The organism is Streptomyces sp. NPDC037013 (assembly GCF_055607265.1).
This window is the reverse complement of sequence record NZ_JBVJRV010000002.1, coordinates 124,379-141,419: the sequence shown is the minus strand read 5'-3', so window position 1 is coordinate 141,419 and position 17,041 is coordinate 124,379. Positions and strand designations below refer to the sequence as shown.

Sequence of the window (17,041 nt, the reverse complement as noted above, 5' to 3'; positions counted from 1 at the left end):
CGGTATCAGACCGCCCTCATCAGCAGGGTCGCGGCGATGAGTACCGCAGCGCCGCCGAACATCGAGACCGCGTAGGAGCGGGCGTAGCCGTTCTGCAGTGTGCGCAGCCGGCCGGAGAGGCCGCCGACCGAGGCCGCCGTGCCGTTGACGACTCCGTCGACCAGGGTGTGGTCGACGTAGACCAGGGACCGCGTGAGGTGCTCGCCGCCACGGACCAGGACGACGTGGTTGAAGTCGTCCTGGAGGAGGTCGCGGCGGGCGGCCCGGGTGAGCAGCGAGCCGCGCGGGGCGACGACCGGGACGGGCCGGCGGCCGTACTGGACGTAGGCGAGAGCGACGCCGATGACGAGGACCACCATGGTGGCGCCCGTGACGGCGGCCGCGCTCAGCGGCGAGTCACCGTGGTCGTGGTGGGTGACCGGCTCCAGCCAGTGCATGAAGCGGTCGCCGATGCTGAAGAATCCGCCCGCGAAGACAGAGCCGAAGGCGAGCACGATCATCGGGATCGTCATGGACTTCGGGGACTCGTGCGGGTGCGGCTCCTCGTGCTCGCCGCGGTGCTCCGCGGCGGGCTCGACGTCCGGCTGGTCCGGGGAGGCGGTCGGGCGGTTGCGCCACCGCTCCTCTCCGAAGAAGGTCATGAGCATCACGCGGGTCATGTAGTACGCGGTGATGGCCGCGCCCAGGAGCGCCACCGAGCCGAGGATCCAGCCCTGTGTGCCGCCCTTGGCGAACGCCGCCTCGATGATCTTGTCCTTGGAGAAGAAGCCGGACAGACCGGGGAAGCCGATGATCGCGAGGTAGCCGAGGCCGAAGGTGACGAAGGTGACCGGCATGTACTTCCGGAGGCCGCCGTACTTCCTCATGTCGACCTCGTCGTTCATGCCGTGCATGACCGAGCCGGCGCCGAGGAAGAGCCCGGCCTTGAAGAAGCCGTGCGTCACCAGGTGCATGATCGCGAAGACATAGCCGATGGGGCCGAGGCCCGCGGCCAGGATCATGTACCCGATCTGGGACATCGTCGAGCCCGCGAGGGCCTTCTTGATGTCGTCCTTGGCGCAACCGACGATCGCACCGAACAGGAGCGTGACCGCTCCGACGACGGTGACGGCGAGCTGCGCGTCCGGCGCGGCGTTGAAGATCTCGCCGGAGCGGACGATCAGATACACGCCCGCGGTCACCATGGTGGCGGCGTGGATCAGGGCCGAGACCGGGGTCGGGCCCTCCATCGCGTCGCCCAGCCAGGACTGCAGCGGCACCTGCGCGGACTTGCCGCACGCGGCGAGCAGCAGCATCAGGCCGATGGCGGTGAGCTTGCCCTCGCTCGTATCGCCCGTCGCCTCGAGGACCGGCCCGAAGGCGAAGGTCCCGAAGGTGGTGAACATCAGCATGATGGCGATCGAAAGGCCCACGTCGCCGACCCGGTTGACCAGGAAGGCCTTCTTCGCGGCGGTGGCCGCGCTGGGCTTGTGCTGCCAGAAGCCGATCAGGAGGTACGAGGCGAGACCGACGCCCTCCCACCCGACGTACAGCAGCAGGTAGTTGTCGGCGAGGACGAGGAGGAGCATCGCCGCGAGGAAGAGGTTCAGGTAGCCGAAGAAGCGGCGGCGCCGCTCGTCGTGCTCCATGTACCCGATGGAGTAGATGTGGATCAGGGTGCCCACACCGGAGATGAGCAGGACGAACGTCATCGACAGCTGGTCCAGCTGGAAGGCGACGTCCGCCTGGAACCCCTCCACGGGGACCCAGCTGAACAGGTGCTGCGACAGCGAGCGCTCCTCGGCGCCCTTGCCCAGCATGTCGGTGAACAGCACGACGCCGACGACGAACGAAGCGGCCGCGAGCAGCGTGCCGAGCCAGTGGCCCACGCGGTCCAGGGCCCGCCCGCCGCACAGCAGGACGGCCGCTCCGAGCAGAGGCGCCGCGACGAGCAGCGCGATCAGATTCTCCACTTTTCAGCGACCCCTTACAGCTTCATCAGGCTGGCGTCGTCGACCGAGGCCGAGTGGCGGGAACGGAACAGCGACACGATGATCGCGAGCCCGACCACGACCTCCGCGGCGGCGACGACCATCGTGAAGAACGCGATGATCTGGCCGTCGAGGTTGCCGTGCAGCCGGGAGAAGGCCACGAACGCGAGGTTGCAGGCGTTGAGCATGAGCTCGACGCACATGAACACCACGATCGCGTTCCGCCTGATGAGCACACCGGTCGCGCCGATCGTGAACAACAGCGCGGCGAGATACAGGTAGTTGACGGGGTTCACTTGGACGCCTCCTCGGTCCGCCCGGCATCGGTGCGGCGCAGGTCGGTCCGGGCCAGGCGGTCGGTGGAGCGCTGCTCCAGCGCCCGCAGGTCGTCCAGCGCCTCGCTCGACACGTCGCGGATCTGGCCGCGCTCACGGAGCGTCTGGTTGACCGTGAGCTCCGACGGGGTGCCGTCGGGGAGCAGGCCCGCGATGTCCACGGCGTTGTGCCGGGCGTACACGCCGGGGGCGGGCAGCGGCGGCAGGTGCTTGCCCGCGCGCACGCGCTCCTCGGACCGCTCGCGCTGGGTCTTGGCGCGCTCGGTGCGCTCGCGGTGGGTGAGCACCATCGCGCCGACCGTGGCCGTGATGAGCAGGGCGCCGGTGATCTCGAAGGCGAAGACGTACTTCGTGAAGATGAGTCGGGCGAGGCCCTCCACATTGCCGCCGGAGTTCGCCTTGCCGAGGCCGTTGAACTCCTTGACCGAGGCGTTCCCGATGCCCGCGAAGAGCAGCACCGCGAAGCCGAGCCCGCACAGGAGGGCGAGCCAGCGCTGGCCCTTGATGGTCTCGGTCAGGGAGTCGGCGGCGGAGACGCCGACGAGCATGACCACGAAGAGGAAGAGCATCATGATCGCGCCGGTGTAGACGACGATCTGGACGATGCCCAGGAAGTACGCGCCGTTCGCCAGGTAGAACACCGCAAGGATGATCATGGTCCCGGCGAGGCAGAGCGCGCTGTGCACGGCCTTCTTCATGAGGATGGTGCACAGGGCGCCGATCACCGCGACCGTGCCGAGCACCCAGAACTGGAACGCCTCACCGGTGGAGGTGGAGTAGGCGGCGAGCTGCGTCATCGGCCGATCACCTGCTCCGACGCCGGCTCGCCGTCCCCGAAGTCCGAGGCACCCTCCTGCGGCGTCTCCCCCTTGGAGACGGCGACCTGGGGCACCGTCCCCGGCGCCGCCTCGGTCACCAGGCCGCGGTAGTAATCCTGCTCGTCCATGCCCGGGTAGATGGCGTGCGGCGAGTCGACCATGCCCTCATCGAGGCCGGCGAGCAGCTGCTCCTTGGTGTAGATGAGGTTCGCGCGGCTGCTGTCGGCCAGCTCGAATTCGTTCGTCATCGTCAACGCGCGCGTGGGGCACGCCTCGATGCACAGGCCGCACAGGATGCAGCGGGCGTAGTTGATCTGGTAGACGCGGCCGTACCGCTCGCCCGGGGAGTACCTCTCCTCGTCGGTGTTGTCGGCGCCCTCCACATAGATGGCGTCCGCGGGACAGGCCCAGGCGCAGAGCTCACAGCCGACGCACTTCTCCAGGCCGTCCGGATGGCGGTTCAGCTGGTGCCGGCCGTGGAAGCGGGGAGCGGTGGTCTTCTGCTGCTCCGGATACTGCTCGGTCAGCCGCTTCTTGAACATGGCCTTGAAGGTCACGCCGAAGCCCGCGACGGGGTTCTGGAACCCCTGCTTCGATTGGTTCGACTCGTGGGACTCCTGGTGCGGATCCTGGTTCGACTCAGCCATCGGACGCCTCCTTTCCCTCAGTTCGGGTTCCGTCACTTTGAGTATCCGGGCCACCACTGACAATCAGCTCCCGCTCATGGCGCGGACGCCGGCGCGGGACGGGTGGCAGGCTCTGCCCGGGCAGCGGCGGCACGGGATATCCGCCCGCCATCGGGTCGAAGGCGACCGGCTCCTCCTCGGCCGCGGCTGCCTTCTCACGCTTGTCGCGGAAGATGTCCACGACCACGGAGAGCAACAGCAGCGCGATGACTCCCCCGCCGACGTAGAGGGCGATCGAGGCGAAGTCGTAGTCCTCGTTCCGCATGGCCCGGACGGTGGCGACGAGCATCAGCCAGACCACCGAGACCGGGATCAGGACCTTCCAGCCGAGCTTCATCAACTGGTCGTAGCGGACGCGGGGCAGCGAACCGCGCAGCCAGATGAAGAAGAACAGCAGCACCTGGACCTTGATCACGAACCAGAGCATCGGCCACCAGCCGTGGTTCGCGCCCTCCCAGAACGTGCTGACCGGGTACGGGGCCCGCCAGCCGCCCAGGAAGAGCGTGGTCGAGACCGCCGAGACGGTGACCATGTTGACGTACTCGGCGAGCATGAACATCGCGAACTTGATGGAGGAGTACTCGGTGTTGAAGCCGCCGACGAGGTCGCCCTCGGACTCCGGCATGTCGAACGGCGCGCGGTTGGTCTCGCCGACCATCGTGATGATGTAGATGATGAACGAGACGGGCAGCAGCAGCACGTACCAGCGGTCCGCCTGCGCCTCCACGATCGCCGACGTCGACATCGACCCGGAGTAGAGGAAGACCGACGCGAAGGCGGCGCCCATGGCGATCTCGTAGGAGATCATCTGCGCGCAGGAGCGCAGACCACCGAGGAGCGGATACGTCGATCCGGAGCTCCAGCCCGCGAGGACGATGCCGTAGATGCCGACGGAGGCGACCGCGAGGATGTAGAGCATCGCGATCGGCAGGTCGGTGAGTTGCATCGTGGTGCGGTGACCGAAGATCGAGACCTCGTTGCCCGCGGGCCCGAAGGGGATCACCGCGATCGCCATGAAGGCCGGGATCGCGGCGACGATCGGGGCGAGGACGTAGACCACCTTGTCCGCGCGCTTGACGATCACGTCTTCCTTGAGCATCAGCTTGACGCCGTCGGCGAGAGACTGCAGCAGTCCCCAGGGGCCGTTGCGGTTGGGGCCGATGCGCAGCTGCATCCAGGCGACGACCTTGCGCTCCCACACGATGGCGAGGAGGACCGTCACCATCAGGAACGCGAAGCAGAAGACCGCCTTGACGGCGACCAGCCACCACGGGTCGCGGCCGAACATGGACAGGTCCTCCGCCGCAAGCGGTACCAGCGTGTGCGTCACGACGTCACCTCCGGGGCCTCGGTGGGCTCCGGCAGGACCGCCGGGCCGATGCGGACGAGTTCGCCGGGGCGCGCGCCGGTGTCGGACGTGACGCCTCCCCCGGTCGAGTTCAGCGGCAGCCAGACCACGCGGTCGGGCATCTGCGTGATCTGGAGCGGCAGTTCGGTCGTCCCCGCCGGGCCGCTGACGGCGAGCACGTCGCCGTCCTTCACGCCCGCCTCGGCCGCGGTCGCCGCCGACACGCGCGCGTGGGCCGCGTGCCGGGTGCCGGCCAGCGCCTCGTCGCCGTCCTGGAGGCGGCCCTGGTCGAGCAGCAGCCGGTGTCCGGCGAGCACGGCTTCGCCGGCGGCGGGCCGCGGCGGCTGCGCGCCGGTCTCCAGGGGCGCCGTCGCGTGCGGCCCGTCCCAGCCGCCGAGCCGGTCCAGCTCGCGGCGGAGCGTCACCAGGTCGGGCAGGCCGAGGTGGATGTCGCCCGCGTCGGCCAGCATGTGCAGCACGCGCGCGTCGGTGGGCGCCAGCCTGCGCGTCATCTGGTCCGGCTTGAGCGCGGCGTCGAACATCCGCGCCCTGCCCTCCCAGTTGAGGAAGGTGCCCGGCTTCTCCGCGACCGCGGCCACCGGCAGCACCACGTCCGCGCGCTCCGTCACCTCGCTGGGCCGCAGCTCGAGCGAGACGAGGAAGCCGACCTCGTCGAGCGCCGCACGCGCGCGTGCCGGATCGGGCAGGTCGGCTACTTCGACGCCCGCCACCAGAAGGGCACCGAGTTCGCCGGTCGCGGCGGCCTCGATGATCTGGCCGGTGTCGCGGCCGTAGCGGTGCGGGAGTTCGGCGACGCCCCAGGCGGCCGCGACCTCGTCCCGCGCGCGCGGGTCGGTGGCCGGACGTCCGCCCGGCAGCAGCGACGGCAGCGCGCCCACCTCGACGGCGGCCCGCTCACCCGCCCGGCGCGGGATCCACACCAGCTGGGCGCCGGTCGCCGTGGCGGCGCGCACGGCGGCGGTGAGGGCGCCGGGCACGGCCGCGAGCCGCTCGCCGACGACGATGACGGAGCCCGCGGCGCGCAGCGCATCGGACGCCTCGGTCCCCGGCCCCTCCAGGCCCACGCCCGCGGCGAGCGCGTCCAGCCACTCGGTCTCGGTGCCGGGCGCCGCGGGCAGCAGCGTGCCGCCCGCCTTCGCCAGGCCGCGGGTCGCGAACGGCGCGAGGGAGAAGGTGCGCTGGCCGTGCTTGCGCCAGGCCTTGCGCAGCCGCAGGAAGACGCCGGGCGCCTCCTCCTCGGACTCGAATCCGGCGAGCAGTACGGCGGGCGCCTTCTCCAGGAGGGCGTACGTGACGCCGCTCCCGTCGAGGTCCCGGCCCCGGCCCGCCACCCGGGCCGCGAGGAAGTCGGCCTCCTCGCTGCTGTGCACCCGCGCGCGGAAGTCGATGTCGTTCGTGTCGAGCGCCACGCGCGCGTACTTGCTGTACGCGTAGGCGTCCTCCACGGTGAGGCGGCCGCCGACCAGGACCCCGGCCCGGCCGCGCGCCGCGGCGAGACCGGTGGCCGCGGCCTCCAGGGCCTCGGGCCAGCTCGCCGGCTCCAGCTCACCCGAGGACGCGTCGCGCACCAGGGGCGTGGTCAGCCGGTCCGGGCGCTGCGCGTACCGGAAGCCGAAGCGCCCCTTGTCGCACATCCACTCTTCGTTGACCTCGGGGTCGTCCGCCGCGAGCCGCCGCATGACCTTGCCGCGCCGGTGGTCCGTACGCGTCGCGCAGCCGCCCGAGCAGTGCTCGCACACCGAGGGCGAGGAGACCAGGTCGAAGGGGCGGGAGCGGAAGCGGTACGCCGCCGAGGTCAGCGCCCCGACCGGGCAGATCTGGATGGTGTTCCCGGAGAAGTACGACTCGAACGGGTCGCCCTCGCCGGTGCCGACCTGCTGGAGCGCGCCCCGCTCGATCAGCTCGATCATCGGGTCGCCGGCGATCTGGTTGGAGAACCGGGTGCAGCGCGCGCAGAGCACACACCGCTCGCGGTCGAGCAGCACCTGTGTGGAGATCGGCACCGGCTTCTCGTACGTCCGCTTCCTGCCCTCGAAGCGGGTGTCCGTGTCGCCGACCTGCATCGCCTGGTTCTGCAGCGGGCACTCGCCGCCCTTGTCGCAGACGGGGCAGTCCAGCGGGTGGTTGATGAGCAGCAGCTCCATCACGCCGCGCTGTGACTTCTCCGCGACGGGCGAGGTCAGCTGCGACTTCACGACCATGCCGTCGGTGCAGGTGATCGTGCAGGACGCCATCGGCTTGCGCTGGCCCTCCACCTCCACGATGCACTGGCGGCAGGCGCCCGCGGGGTCGAGCAGCGGGTGGTCGCAGAACCGCGGGATCTCGATGCCCAGGAGCTCGGCGGCGCGGATCACCAGCGTCCCCTTGGGGACGCTGATCTCGATGCCGTCGATGGTCAGCGAGACGAGGTCCTCGGGCGGAACGGCCGGCTCCCCGCCCCCGGAGGGAGCGCTGTTCGTGGTCACTGTCATGCGTTCACCTGCGCGTTTTCAGTGGGCCTGTCGGCCCAGAGAGTCGACTTGGCCGGGTCGAAGGGGCAGCCCTTGCCGGTGATGTGCTGCTCGTACTCCTCGCGGAAGTACTTCAGTGAGGAGAAGATCGGCGAGGCCGCGCCGTCGCCCAGGGCGCAGAAGGACTTGCCGTTGATGTTGTCGGCGATGTCGTTCAGCTTGTCGAGGTCGGCCATGACGCCCTTGCCGGCCTCGATGTCGCGGAGCAACTGCACCAGCCAGTAGGTCCCTTCGCGGCAGGGCGTGCACTTGCCGCAGGACTCGTGGGCGTAGAACTCCGTCCAGCGGGTCACGGCCCGCACCACGCACGTGGTCTCGTCGAAGCACTGCAACGCCTTCGTGCCGAGCATCGATCCGGCGGCGCCGACGCCCTCGTAGTCGAGCGGGACGTCGAGGTGCTCGTCGGTGAACATCGGCGTCGAGGAGCCGCCGGGCGTCCAGAACTTGAGCCGGTGCCCGGCCCGCATGCCACCGCTCATGTCGAGCAGCTGGCGCAGCGTGATGCCGAGCGGCGCCTCGTACTGGCCGGGGCTGGTGACGTGGCCGCTCAGCGAGTAGAGCGTGAAGCCGGGCGACTTCTCGCTGCCCATCGACTTGAACCACTCTTTTCCGCGCTGGAGGATCGCGGGAACGGATGCGATGGACTCGACGTTGTTCACCACAGTGGGGCATGCGTAGAGGCCCGCGACGGCAGGGAAAGGGGGACGCAGTCGCGGCTGGCCACGGCGGCCTTCCAGTGAGTCGAGCAGCGCGGTCTCCTCACCGCAGATGTACGCGCCCGCGCCCGCGTGCACGGTGAGCTCAAGATCGAGTCCGCTGCCCAGCACGTTCTTGCCGAGGTAGCCCGCCGCATAGGCCTCGCGGACGGCCTCGTGCAGGCGACGCAGCACGGGGACGACCTCGCCCCGCAGGTAGATGAAGGCATGCGACGACCGGATCGCGTAGCAGGCGATCACGATCCCCTCGATGAGGGAATGCGGGTTCGCGAAGAGGAGCGGGATGTCCTTGCAGGTCCCCGGCTCCGACTCGTCGGCGTTGACAACAAGATAGTGCGGCTTGCCGTCTCCCTGCGGGATGAACTGCCACTTCATCCCGGTGGGGAAGCCCGCGCCGCCGCGGCCCCGCAGACCCGCGTCCTTCACGTACGCGATGAGGTCGTCGGGCTCCATGGCGAGCGCCTTGCGCAGGCCCTCGTATCCGTCGTGCCGCCGGTAGGTCTCCAGCGTCCAGGACTTGTCCTCGTCCCAGAAGGCCGAAAGGACCGGTGCGAGCAGCTTCTCCGGGCTGGTCTCGTTGTTGATCTCGGCTGCCAAGGTCATCACTCCCCCTCCTCGGCGGTCGGTCCTGCCGGGTGCGCCGGGTCGGATGCCGAGGTCTGCTGCGGTGCGTCGTGCGAGCTGAGGTGCTCGGGAGGCGTCTCGTCCTGCGGGCCGCCCGCGCGCGGGTGGACCACGCGCGGCTGCGGCAGTTCGCCCTTGGCCAGGCGCAGGCCGATCAGTGAGGCGGGGCCCGCGCCGCCGGTCGCCTCGACGGCGCCGGGCCGCTCGTCGGGGAAGCCCGCGAGGATCCGGGCGGTCTCCTTGTACGTGCAGATCGGCGCCCCGCGGGTGGGCGCGACCGGTGCGCCCGCGCGCAGGTCGTCGACGAGCCGCTTGGCGGACTCGGGGGTCTGGTTGTCGAAGAACTCCCAGTTGACCATCACCACGGGGGCGAAGTCGCAGGCGGCGTTGCACTCGATGTGCTCAAGGGTGATCTTGCCGTCCTCGGTGGTCTCGTCGTTGCCGACACCGAGGTGCTGCTTGAGCTCTTCGAAGATCGCGTCGCCGCCCATGACGGCGCAGAGCGTGTTGGTGCAGACGCCGACCTGGTAGTCGCCCGACGGCTTGCGCCGGTACATCGTGTAGAAGGTCGCGACGGCCGTGACCTCCGCCGTGGTCAGGCCCAGCATGTCGGCGCAGAACTGCATGCCCGTGCGCGTGACATGGCCCTCCTCGGACTGCACGAGGTGCAGCAGGGGCAGGAGCGCGGACCGGGACCCGGGGTAGCGGGCGATGATGTCCTTGGCGTCCGTCTCCAGCCGGGCCCGCACGTCGGCGGGGTAGTCGGGGGCGGGGAGTTGGGGCATGCCCAGGCTGACGCCCGTGCCCTGCTCAGGGGTGCTGGTCACCGGTCGACGCCTCCCATCACGGGGTCGATGGACGCGACGGCGACGATGACGTCGGCGACCTGGCCGCCCTCGCACATCGCCGCCATGGCCTGCAGGTTGGTGAAGGACGGGTCGCGGAAGTGGACCCGGTAGGGGCGGGTGCCCCCGTCGGAGACGACGTGCACGCCGAGTTCGCCCTTGGGCGACTCGACCGCGGTGTACGTCTGCCCGGGCGGCACCCGGAATCCTTCGGTCACCAGCTTGAAGTGGTGGATGAGGGACTCCATCGAGGTGCCCATGATCTTCTTGATGTGGTCGAGCGAGTTGCCGAGGCCGTCCGGGCCGAGGGCCAGCTGGGCGGGCCAGGCGATCTTCTTGTCCTCGACCATGACCGGGCCGGGGGCGAGCCGGTCCACGCACTGCTCGATGATGCGCAGCGACTGCCGCATCTCCTCGACGCGGATCAGGAAGCGCCCGTAGGAGTCGCAGGTGTCGGCGGTCGGCACGTCGAACTCGTAGTTCTCGTAACCGCAGTAGGGCTGCGACTTGCGCAGGTCGTGCGGGAGTCCGGCGGACCGCAGGACCGGGCCCGTGGCGCCGAGCGCCATGCAGCCGGCGAGGTCGAGGTAGCCGACGTCCTGCATGCGCGCCTTGAAGATGGGGTTCCCGGTGGCGAGCTTGTCGTACTCGGGAATGTTCTTCTTCATCTTCTTCACGAACTCGCGCAGTTGGTCGACCGTGCCGGGCGGCAGGTCCTGGGCGAGTCCGCCGGGCCTGATGTACGCGTGGTTCATCCGCAGGCCGGTGATGAGTTCGAAGAGGTCGAGAACGAGTTCACGATCCCGGAAGCCGTAGATCATGATCGTCGTGGCGCCGAGCTCCATGCCGCCGGTGGCGATGCACACCAGGTGGGAGGAGAGGCGGTTGAGCTCCATGAGGAGCACGCGGATGACGGAGGCGCGGTCGGGGATCTGGTCCTCGATGCCGAGGAGCTTCTCGACCCCGAGGCAGTACGCCGCCTCGTTGAAGAACGGCGTCAGGTAGTCCATGCGCGTGACGAACGTCGTGCCCTGCGTCCACGTGCGGAATTCGAGGTTCTTCTCGATGCCGGTGTGCAGGTAGCCGATGCCGCAGCGGGCCTCGGAGACGGTCTCGCCCTCGATCTCCAGGATGAGGCGGAGCACGCCGTGCGTGGACGGGTGCTGCGGGCCCATGTTGACGATGATGCGCTCGTCGTCGGCCCTGGCCGCGGACCGGACCACCTCGTCCCAGTCGCCGCCGGTGACCGTATATACGGTCCCCTCGGTCGTCTCGCGGGGGGAAGCGTGGGATGTTCCCTGAGTGGCAGACATCAGCTGTACGACCTCCGCTGGTCCGGAGCCGGGATCTGGGCGCCCTTGTATTCGACGGGGATGCCGCCGAGGGGGTAGTCCTTGCGCTGCGGGAAGCCCTGCCAGTCGTCCGGCATCATGATCCGCGTGAGCGCCGGGTGGCCGTCGAAGACGAGACCGAAGAAGTCGTACGTCTCGCGCTCGTGCCAGTCGTTGGTGGGATAGACCTCCACCAGCGAGGGGATGTGCGGATCGGCTTCGGGGACGGCCACTTCGAGCCGGATCAGCCGGTTGTGGGTGATCGAGCGCAGGTGGTAGACGGCGTGCAGCTCGCGGCCCTTGTCGCCAGGCAGGTGCACCCCGCTGACGCCGGTGCAGAGCTCGAAGCGCAGGGCCGGGTCGTCGCGCAGGGTCTTGGCGACGCGGACCAGGTGTTCGCGCGCGATGTGGAAGGTGATCTCACCGCGGTCGACGACCGTCTTCTCGATCGCGTTCTCCGGGACGAGGCCCTGTTCCTCGAGGGCCCCCTCCAGTTCGTCCGCCGTCTCGTCGAACCAGCCGCCGTAGGGGCGCGCGGAGGCGCCGGGCAGGGTGATGGTCCGTACGAGCCCTCCGTAGCCGGAGGTGTCCCCGCCGTCTCCGGCGCCGAACATGCCCCTGCGGACGCCGATGACCTCGCCGGCCTCGTCGCGGGGGGCCGGTACGCCGTTGCCGTTCGGGTGCTCGTCGTGCGCGTCGCTCACCGCAGCAGCCCCTTCATCTCAATGGTGGGGAGCGCCTTGAGGGCCGCCTCCTCCGCCTCACGGGCCGCTTCTTCCGCGTTCACGCCGAGCTTGGTGTTCTGGATCTTCTCGTGGAGCTTGAGAATCGCGTCCATCAGCATCTCGGGGCGGGGCGGACAGCCGGGCAAATAGATGTCGACCGGGACAATGTGATCCACACCCTGGACAATCGCGTAATTGTTGAACATTCCGCCCGAGGACGCGCAAACCCCCATGGAAATGACCCACTTGGGATTGGGCATCTGGTCATAGACCTGCCGCAGCACCGGCGCCATCTTCTGGCTCACCCGACCGGCCACGATCATCAGATCCGCCTGTCGCGGCGAGCCGCGGAAGACCTCCATGCCGAAACGGGCCAGGTCGTACCGCCCGGCCCCGGTCGTCATCATCTCGATGGCGCAGCAGGCGAGGCCGAACGTGGCGGGAAAGACGGAGGACTTCCGCATCCAGCCCGCGGCCTGCTCGACGGTGGTCAGCAGAAATCCGCTCGGCAGTTTCTCTTCGAGTCCCATGCTCTTTGACCCCTCAGACCCTTAGTCCCATTCCAGGCCGCCGCGACGCCATACGTACGCGTAGGCGACAAAGACGGTGAGCACGAAGAGCAGCATCTCCACGAGCCCGAAAATCCCCAGCGCGTCGAAGGTGACGGCCCAGGGATAGAGGAAGACGATCTCGATGTCGAAGACGATGAAGAGCATCGCCGTCAGGTAGTACTTGATGGGGAATCGCCCGCCGCCTGCCGGCGTCGGTGTCGGCTCGATGCCGCACTCATAGGCCTCTAGCTTCGCGCGGTTGTACCGCTTTGGACCGATAAGCGTGGCCATGACCACGGAGAAGATCGCAAAGCCTGCCCCGAGGGCTCCCAGCACGAGGATGGGCGCATAGGCGTTCACGCTCCTCGCTCCTCTCAGTCGGCACTGACTGTTGGCGGTTGCGTCGGACCCGCGCCCCGATTCCCACCGAAGATCGCTTACATGTGAAGCAGGTCACAAGCCCAACTGCCCCGCATCTTATGCCCGCCGGTCTGTGATCTGCGACACGGGGTGCGTCAACGGCTTTGTGATCTCCACCACCTGACGAAGGATCATGAAGTCGGATGAGCGGTGATCTTCATACGCGAAGCGCCTGAGTGATCACTAGAGGTGACATCTCAGCGCGTCACCGCTGGTCGAAGAGGTGTCGCCCTATCAAGCGGTGGCACCTGCAAGCAAATTGGCGCTGGACGCGAACCCTTGATAGAGGGGCCGCGTTCACACTTTGGCGGCAGGGGTGTGGACGGATGTGGACGCGTGCGCCGATTCACGAGCGCCCGCCGGGCCGGGTCACCGGCGCTCGCGCCCTCGCCCTCCACCCCCGACCCACCCCGCGCGCGGCGGTCACCCCCCACGCACGTGACCGTCGCGCCCCGCCTCCCCCACGACTTCGACACTCCGCCCCCTCAAGTCGCGCCGGAAAAGCGCGGGAGATCTCAGGGATGTCTCGGCGAGATCTCAGGGAGATCCCCGAGGGCATCACCATGTGACCTGCGCCACAAGCGCCACGTCCCGAATAAGCCGGGCTTGGCCAACGGACTCAACGGGTGGTAGACCGCGGGCAATTCGGACGTATCACAGAAAACCCATGATCACAGGCGTGATCGGCGGTGTCCGCATTGCCCGTTACGGCGTCAATAAAGAGCGACACGCCCGGGATTCACGGCCTCACCGCACAACTGTGGCGCAGCACACGTTTCTTGAAGGGAACCGTGAGTCCCTGATAGCGGTTGTTCTCATGTCCCACACCGCTCACATACCCAGCCACCGGAAGCCCCGTCGCAGCGCCTCGAAGATTGCCCTGCGCGCCGGAGTTGCCGGTGGCGTCCTCAGCACCCTGGCAGTGGCCGCGGCGGCCGGTACGGCGAACGCGGCCGAGCCGGTGACCGAGACCATCGAGATGCCCACGCTCACCACCGATCTGTCCGCCCAGATCGCGCAGTCGGCGGCCGCCACCCAGCAGGCCGCGGACACCTACGAGTCGCGCGCCGAGCAGGACGCGGCCGCCGCCAAGGCCGCCAAGCAGGCCAAGGAAGACCAGGCCAAGGCCGAGAAGAAGGCCGAGGCCGAGCGCAAGGCCAAGGCGGCCGCCGCCAAGAAGGCCGAGGAGGAGCGCGCCTCGCGCGCCAGCGAGCGCACCTCGCTCTCCACCCAGTCCGCCGGCTCCTCCACCGCCTCCACCGCGGACGCCCCGGCCCCGGCCGGCGGCAGCGTCGGCACGGTCATCAGCTTCCTGAAGGCCCAGCTCGGTGACGCCTACGTGATGGGTGCCTCGGGCCCCAACGCCTGGGACTGCTCCAGCCTCGTGCAGGCCGCGTTCAAGCAGGCGGGCGTGGACCTCCCGCGCGTCTCGCAGGACCAGTCGACGATGGGCACCGAGGTCGGCACCTCGAACCTCCAGGTCGGCGACATCCTGTACTGGGGCGGCAAGGGCTCCGCGTACCACGTCGGTGTGTACATCGGTAACGGCCAGTACCTGGACGCCGCCAACCCCGGCAAGGGCGTTGTCATCCAGGACCTGTCGGGTTACCCGGCCTCGGGCGCCGTGCGCGTCCTCTGACGGCCTCTTAGAGACACGACCGAGGGCCGGAACCCCCCTGGTGGGGTTCCGGCCCTCGGCATGCGCTGAGGCGGCCTCTCAGGCGTTCTTCGGGGACAGCTCCGCCATCTGCGACCAACCGCTGCCCTCGATCTCGGTGTTCACGATCTGGGGCACCGTGGCGATGAGCCCGCTCATCGTCTCCAGGCCGGCCTTGAAGTGGTCGGAGTTGACGTGCGCGGCGCCCGCGTCCCCGTCGGCGAAGGCCTCGAGGAGCACGAACTGGTGGGGGTCCTCGACGGAGCGGGACCACTCGAAGAAGAGGTTGCCCGGCTCCGCGCGCGTGGCGGCGGTGAAGGCCGCGGTCCGCTCGATCCAGCTGTCGCTGTACTCGGGGCGGACGGTGAACTTGACGGCGATGAAAATCATGGGACCAGCCTGCCTCTAAGGCGGCGGGTGGGGCAAACCGGGCATCACGGCTTCGGCCGTGGCCGGAACCCCCTGCGAGACGGAGCCCGGCGCACGGCGGGAAGGCGCCCCGGGCACGGCCCGCGGCGCCCCGGCCCTCACGCCTTCGGGGCCACCTTGCTCAGCCCGTTGATGATGCGGTCCATCGCGTCGCCACCCGTCGGGTCCGTCAGGTTCGCCAGCATCTTCAGCGTGAACCGCATCAGCATCGGGTGGGTCAGGCCGCGCTGCGCCGCGATCTTCATGACCTTCGGGTTGCCGATGAGCTTCACGAAGGCGCGGCCCAGCGTGTAGTAGCCGCCGTAGGTCTCCTTGAGCGTCTTCGGGTAGTTCTGCAGTGCCAGTTCGCGCTGGGCGGGGGTGGCACGCGCGTGTGCCTGCACGATGACGTCGGCCGCGATCTGCCCGGACTCCATGGCGTACGCGATGCCCTCGCCGTTGAAGGGGTTCACCAGGCCGCCCGCGTCGCCGACGAGCAGCAGGCCCTTGGTGTAGTGCGGCTGACGGTTGAACGCCATCGGCAGGGCGGCGCCGCGGATCGGCATCGTCATGTTCTCCGGGGTGTACCCCCAGTCCTCCGGCATCGAGGCGCACCAGGCCTTGAGGACCTCGCGCCAGTCCAGCTCCCGGAACGCCTTCGAGGAGTTGAGGATGCCGAGGCCGACGTTGGAGGTGCCGTCGCCCATGCCGAAGATCCAGCCGTAGCCGGGCAGCAGCCGGTCCTCGCCGGGGCCGCGGCGGTCCCACAGCTCGAGCCAGGACTCCAGGTAGTCGTCGTCGTGGCGGGGCGAGGTGAAGTACGTGCGCACCGCGACGCCCATCGGGCGGTCCTCGCGGCGGTGCAGGCCCATGGCCAGCGAGATCCGCGAGGAGTTGCCGTCGGCCGCGACGACGAGCGGGGCGTGGAAGGTGACCGGGGTCTTCTCCTCGCCCATCTTGGCGTGCACGCCCGTGATGCGGCCGGTCCGGTCGTCGATGACCGGCTCGCCCACATTGCAGCGCTCGTACAGGCGTGCGCCCGCCTTCTGCGCCTGCCGGGCGAGCTGCTCGTCGAAGTCGTCGCGCTTGCGCACCAGACCGTAGTCCGGGAAAGAGGCGAGTTCCGGCCAGTCCAGCTGGAGCCGCACCCCGCCGCCGATGATGCGCAGGCCCTTGTTCCGCAGCCAGCCCGCCTCTTCGGAGATGTCGATGCCCATGGACACCAGCTGCTTGGTGGCGCGGGGGGTGAGCCCGTCGCCGCACACCTTCTCGCGGGGGAACGCGGTCTTCTCCAGGAGAAGTACGTCGAGGCCCGCCTTGGCCAGGTAGTACGCCGTCGTCGACCCGGCGGGACCGGCTCCGACGACGATGACGTCCGCGGTGTGTTCGGAGAGGGGCTCGGTCACGGCGGGTTCTCCCCAAGGCTCGAAATCTGTGTGCCGACCGGCACGGGATATGGGCAGTCTATGAGGCGGTACTGATCAGCCAGCCGAAGGGCCACACGTGACCGAGCAGACCGATACCCTGCCCGCACCGCACCTCCCCGACGTGCGGTTGCGCGTCCCCACCCACGAGGACGCGTTCGTCTGGCACCGGCTCTTCGACGACCCCGAGGTCATGAGGTTCTTCGGCGGTTCCTCCGCCGAACCCTCGATGTACGAGGAGCTGACCGCCCGGCAGCGCAGACACGACGCCGAACTGGGCTACTGCCTGTGGACGCTGCTCGACGCGGCCGGCGAGCCGATCGGCTTCACCGGCGCCCAGCCCTGGCCCCGGGAGTGGGGGCCCACCGGCGAGATCGAGATCGGCTGGCGGCTCGCCCGCGCGGCCTGGGGCAAGGGGTACGCGTCGGCCGCCGCGCGGGCCACCGTCGAGCGGCTGCGCGCCGCGGGCGTACCGGGCGTGGTGGCGATCGTCGACTCCGAGAACGAGCGCTCCGCCGCGGTGTGCCGGCGCCTGGGCATGGAGCTCGCCGAGTCGTACACCACTCCCCCGCGGATACCGGGCGACGAGACGTCGCGGCGCGTCGCCCACTGCTTCCGGCTGACGCTGTGACCGGTCGGCGGCGGGCGGCCG

General features: G+C 69.3%; 16 protein-coding genes. 2 read left to right on the top strand and 14 right to left on the bottom strand.

Going from position 1 to position 17,041, the window contains the following annotated elements; genetic code table 11:
• Positions 1-5 precede the first annotated feature (5 nt).
• Genes nuoL through ACZ7DY_RS05680 form a run of 12 tightly spaced genes read right to left on the bottom strand, consistent with a single transcriptional unit; the run spans position 6 to position 12,840 of the window.
• On the bottom strand, positions 6-1,952 hold the full coding sequence (nuoL, locus tag ACZ7DY_RS05735) for an NADH-quinone oxidoreductase subunit L (protein WP_471130579.1): 1,947 nt from the start codon (positions 1,950-1,952) through the stop codon (positions 6-8).
• Between the two features lie 14 nt (positions 1,953-1,966).
• Positions 1,967-2,266, bottom strand: a complete 300-nt coding sequence (gene nuoK, locus ACZ7DY_RS05730) for an NADH-quinone oxidoreductase subunit NuoK (RefSeq protein ID WP_006133113.1) — start codon at positions 2,264-2,266, stop codon at positions 1,967-1,969.
• The gene (locus ACZ7DY_RS05725) at positions 2,263-3,102 is read right to left on the bottom strand and encodes an NADH-quinone oxidoreductase subunit J (RefSeq protein WP_471130577.1); all 840 of its coding nucleotides are present in this window, start codon (positions 3,100-3,102) and stop codon (positions 2,263-2,265) included. The genes nuoK and ACZ7DY_RS05725 overlap by 4 nt, the downstream gene beginning before the upstream one ends.
• Positions 3,099-3,770, bottom strand: coding sequence for an NADH-quinone oxidoreductase subunit NuoI (nuoI, locus tag ACZ7DY_RS05720; RefSeq protein ID WP_471130574.1), 672 nt, complete (start codon positions 3,768-3,770; stop codon positions 3,099-3,101). The genes ACZ7DY_RS05725 and nuoI overlap by 4 nt, the downstream gene beginning before the upstream one ends.
• Complete coding sequence (gene nuoH / locus ACZ7DY_RS05715; RefSeq protein WP_471132323.1) at positions 3,763-5,097, bottom strand: NADH-quinone oxidoreductase subunit NuoH; 1,335 nt, start codon at positions 5,095-5,097, stop codon at positions 3,763-3,765. The genes nuoI and nuoH overlap by 8 nt, the downstream gene beginning before the upstream one ends.
• Before the next feature lie 38 nt (positions 5,098-5,135).
• On the bottom strand, positions 5,136-7,649 hold the full coding sequence (locus ACZ7DY_RS05710) for an NADH-quinone oxidoreductase subunit G (protein ID WP_471130572.1): 2,514 nt from the start codon (positions 7,647-7,649) through the stop codon (positions 5,136-5,138).
• Positions 7,646-9,007, bottom strand: a complete 1,362-nt coding sequence (nuoF, locus tag ACZ7DY_RS05705) for an NADH-quinone oxidoreductase subunit NuoF (RefSeq protein ID WP_471130569.1) — start codon at positions 9,005-9,007, stop codon at positions 7,646-7,648. The genes ACZ7DY_RS05710 and nuoF overlap by 4 nt, the downstream gene beginning before the upstream one ends.
• Positions 9,007-9,813, bottom strand: a complete 807-nt coding sequence (gene nuoE, locus ACZ7DY_RS05700; RefSeq protein WP_471132320.1) for an NADH-quinone oxidoreductase subunit NuoE — start codon at positions 9,811-9,813, stop codon at positions 9,007-9,009. The genes nuoF and nuoE overlap by 1 nt, the downstream gene beginning before the upstream one ends.
• A gap of 38 nt (positions 9,814-9,851) precedes the next feature.
• Positions 9,852-11,186: an NADH-quinone oxidoreductase subunit D gene (locus tag ACZ7DY_RS05695; RefSeq protein ID WP_471130567.1), complete on the bottom strand. Its 1,335-nt coding sequence runs from the start codon at positions 11,184-11,186 to the stop codon at positions 9,852-9,854.
• A complete protein-coding gene (locus ACZ7DY_RS05690) occupies positions 11,186-11,908 on the bottom strand; it encodes an NADH-quinone oxidoreductase subunit C (RefSeq protein ID WP_471130564.1) in 723 nt (240 codons plus the stop codon). The genes ACZ7DY_RS05695 and ACZ7DY_RS05690 overlap by 1 nt, the downstream gene beginning before the upstream one ends.
• Positions 11,905-12,459, bottom strand: coding sequence for a NuoB/complex I 20 kDa subunit family protein (locus ACZ7DY_RS05685; protein ID WP_471130561.1), 555 nt, complete (start codon positions 12,457-12,459; stop codon positions 11,905-11,907). The genes ACZ7DY_RS05690 and ACZ7DY_RS05685 overlap by 4 nt, the downstream gene beginning before the upstream one ends.
• A gap of 21 nt (positions 12,460-12,480) precedes the next feature.
• The gene (locus tag ACZ7DY_RS05680; protein ID WP_003992243.1) at positions 12,481-12,840 is read right to left on the bottom strand and encodes an NADH-quinone oxidoreductase subunit A; all 360 of its coding nucleotides are present in this window, start codon (positions 12,838-12,840) and stop codon (positions 12,481-12,483) included.
• Between the two features lie 877 nt (positions 12,841-13,717).
• Between ACZ7DY_RS05680 and ACZ7DY_RS05675 the strand changes: the two genes are divergently transcribed.
• Positions 13,718-14,539 carry a C40 family peptidase gene (locus ACZ7DY_RS05675; protein WP_471130558.1) on the top strand — a complete coding sequence of 274 codons (822 nt, stop codon included), beginning with the start codon at positions 13,718-13,720 and terminating at the stop codon, positions 14,537-14,539.
• Positions 14,540-14,617: 78 nt separating this feature from the next.
• Here the strand turns inward: ACZ7DY_RS05675 and ACZ7DY_RS05670 are convergent, their stop codons facing one another.
• Both ACZ7DY_RS05670 and ACZ7DY_RS05665 read right to left on the bottom strand, forming a co-directional pair.
• Complete coding sequence (locus ACZ7DY_RS05670; protein WP_471130556.1) at positions 14,618-14,947, bottom strand: putative quinol monooxygenase; 330 nt, start codon at positions 14,945-14,947, stop codon at positions 14,618-14,620.
• A 137-nt stretch (positions 14,948-15,084) separates the two neighbouring features.
• The gene (locus tag ACZ7DY_RS05665) at positions 15,085-16,371 is read right to left on the bottom strand and encodes a geranylgeranyl reductase family protein (protein ID WP_471130553.1); all 1,287 of its coding nucleotides are present in this window, start codon (positions 16,369-16,371) and stop codon (positions 15,085-15,087) included.
• A 97-nt stretch (positions 16,372-16,468) separates the two neighbouring features.
• Between ACZ7DY_RS05665 and ACZ7DY_RS05660 the strand changes: the two genes are divergently transcribed.
• On the top strand, positions 16,469-17,020 hold the full coding sequence (locus ACZ7DY_RS05660; protein ID WP_471130550.1) for a GNAT family N-acetyltransferase: 552 nt from the start codon (positions 16,469-16,471) through the stop codon (positions 17,018-17,020).
• Positions 17,021-17,041 lie beyond the last annotated feature (21 nt).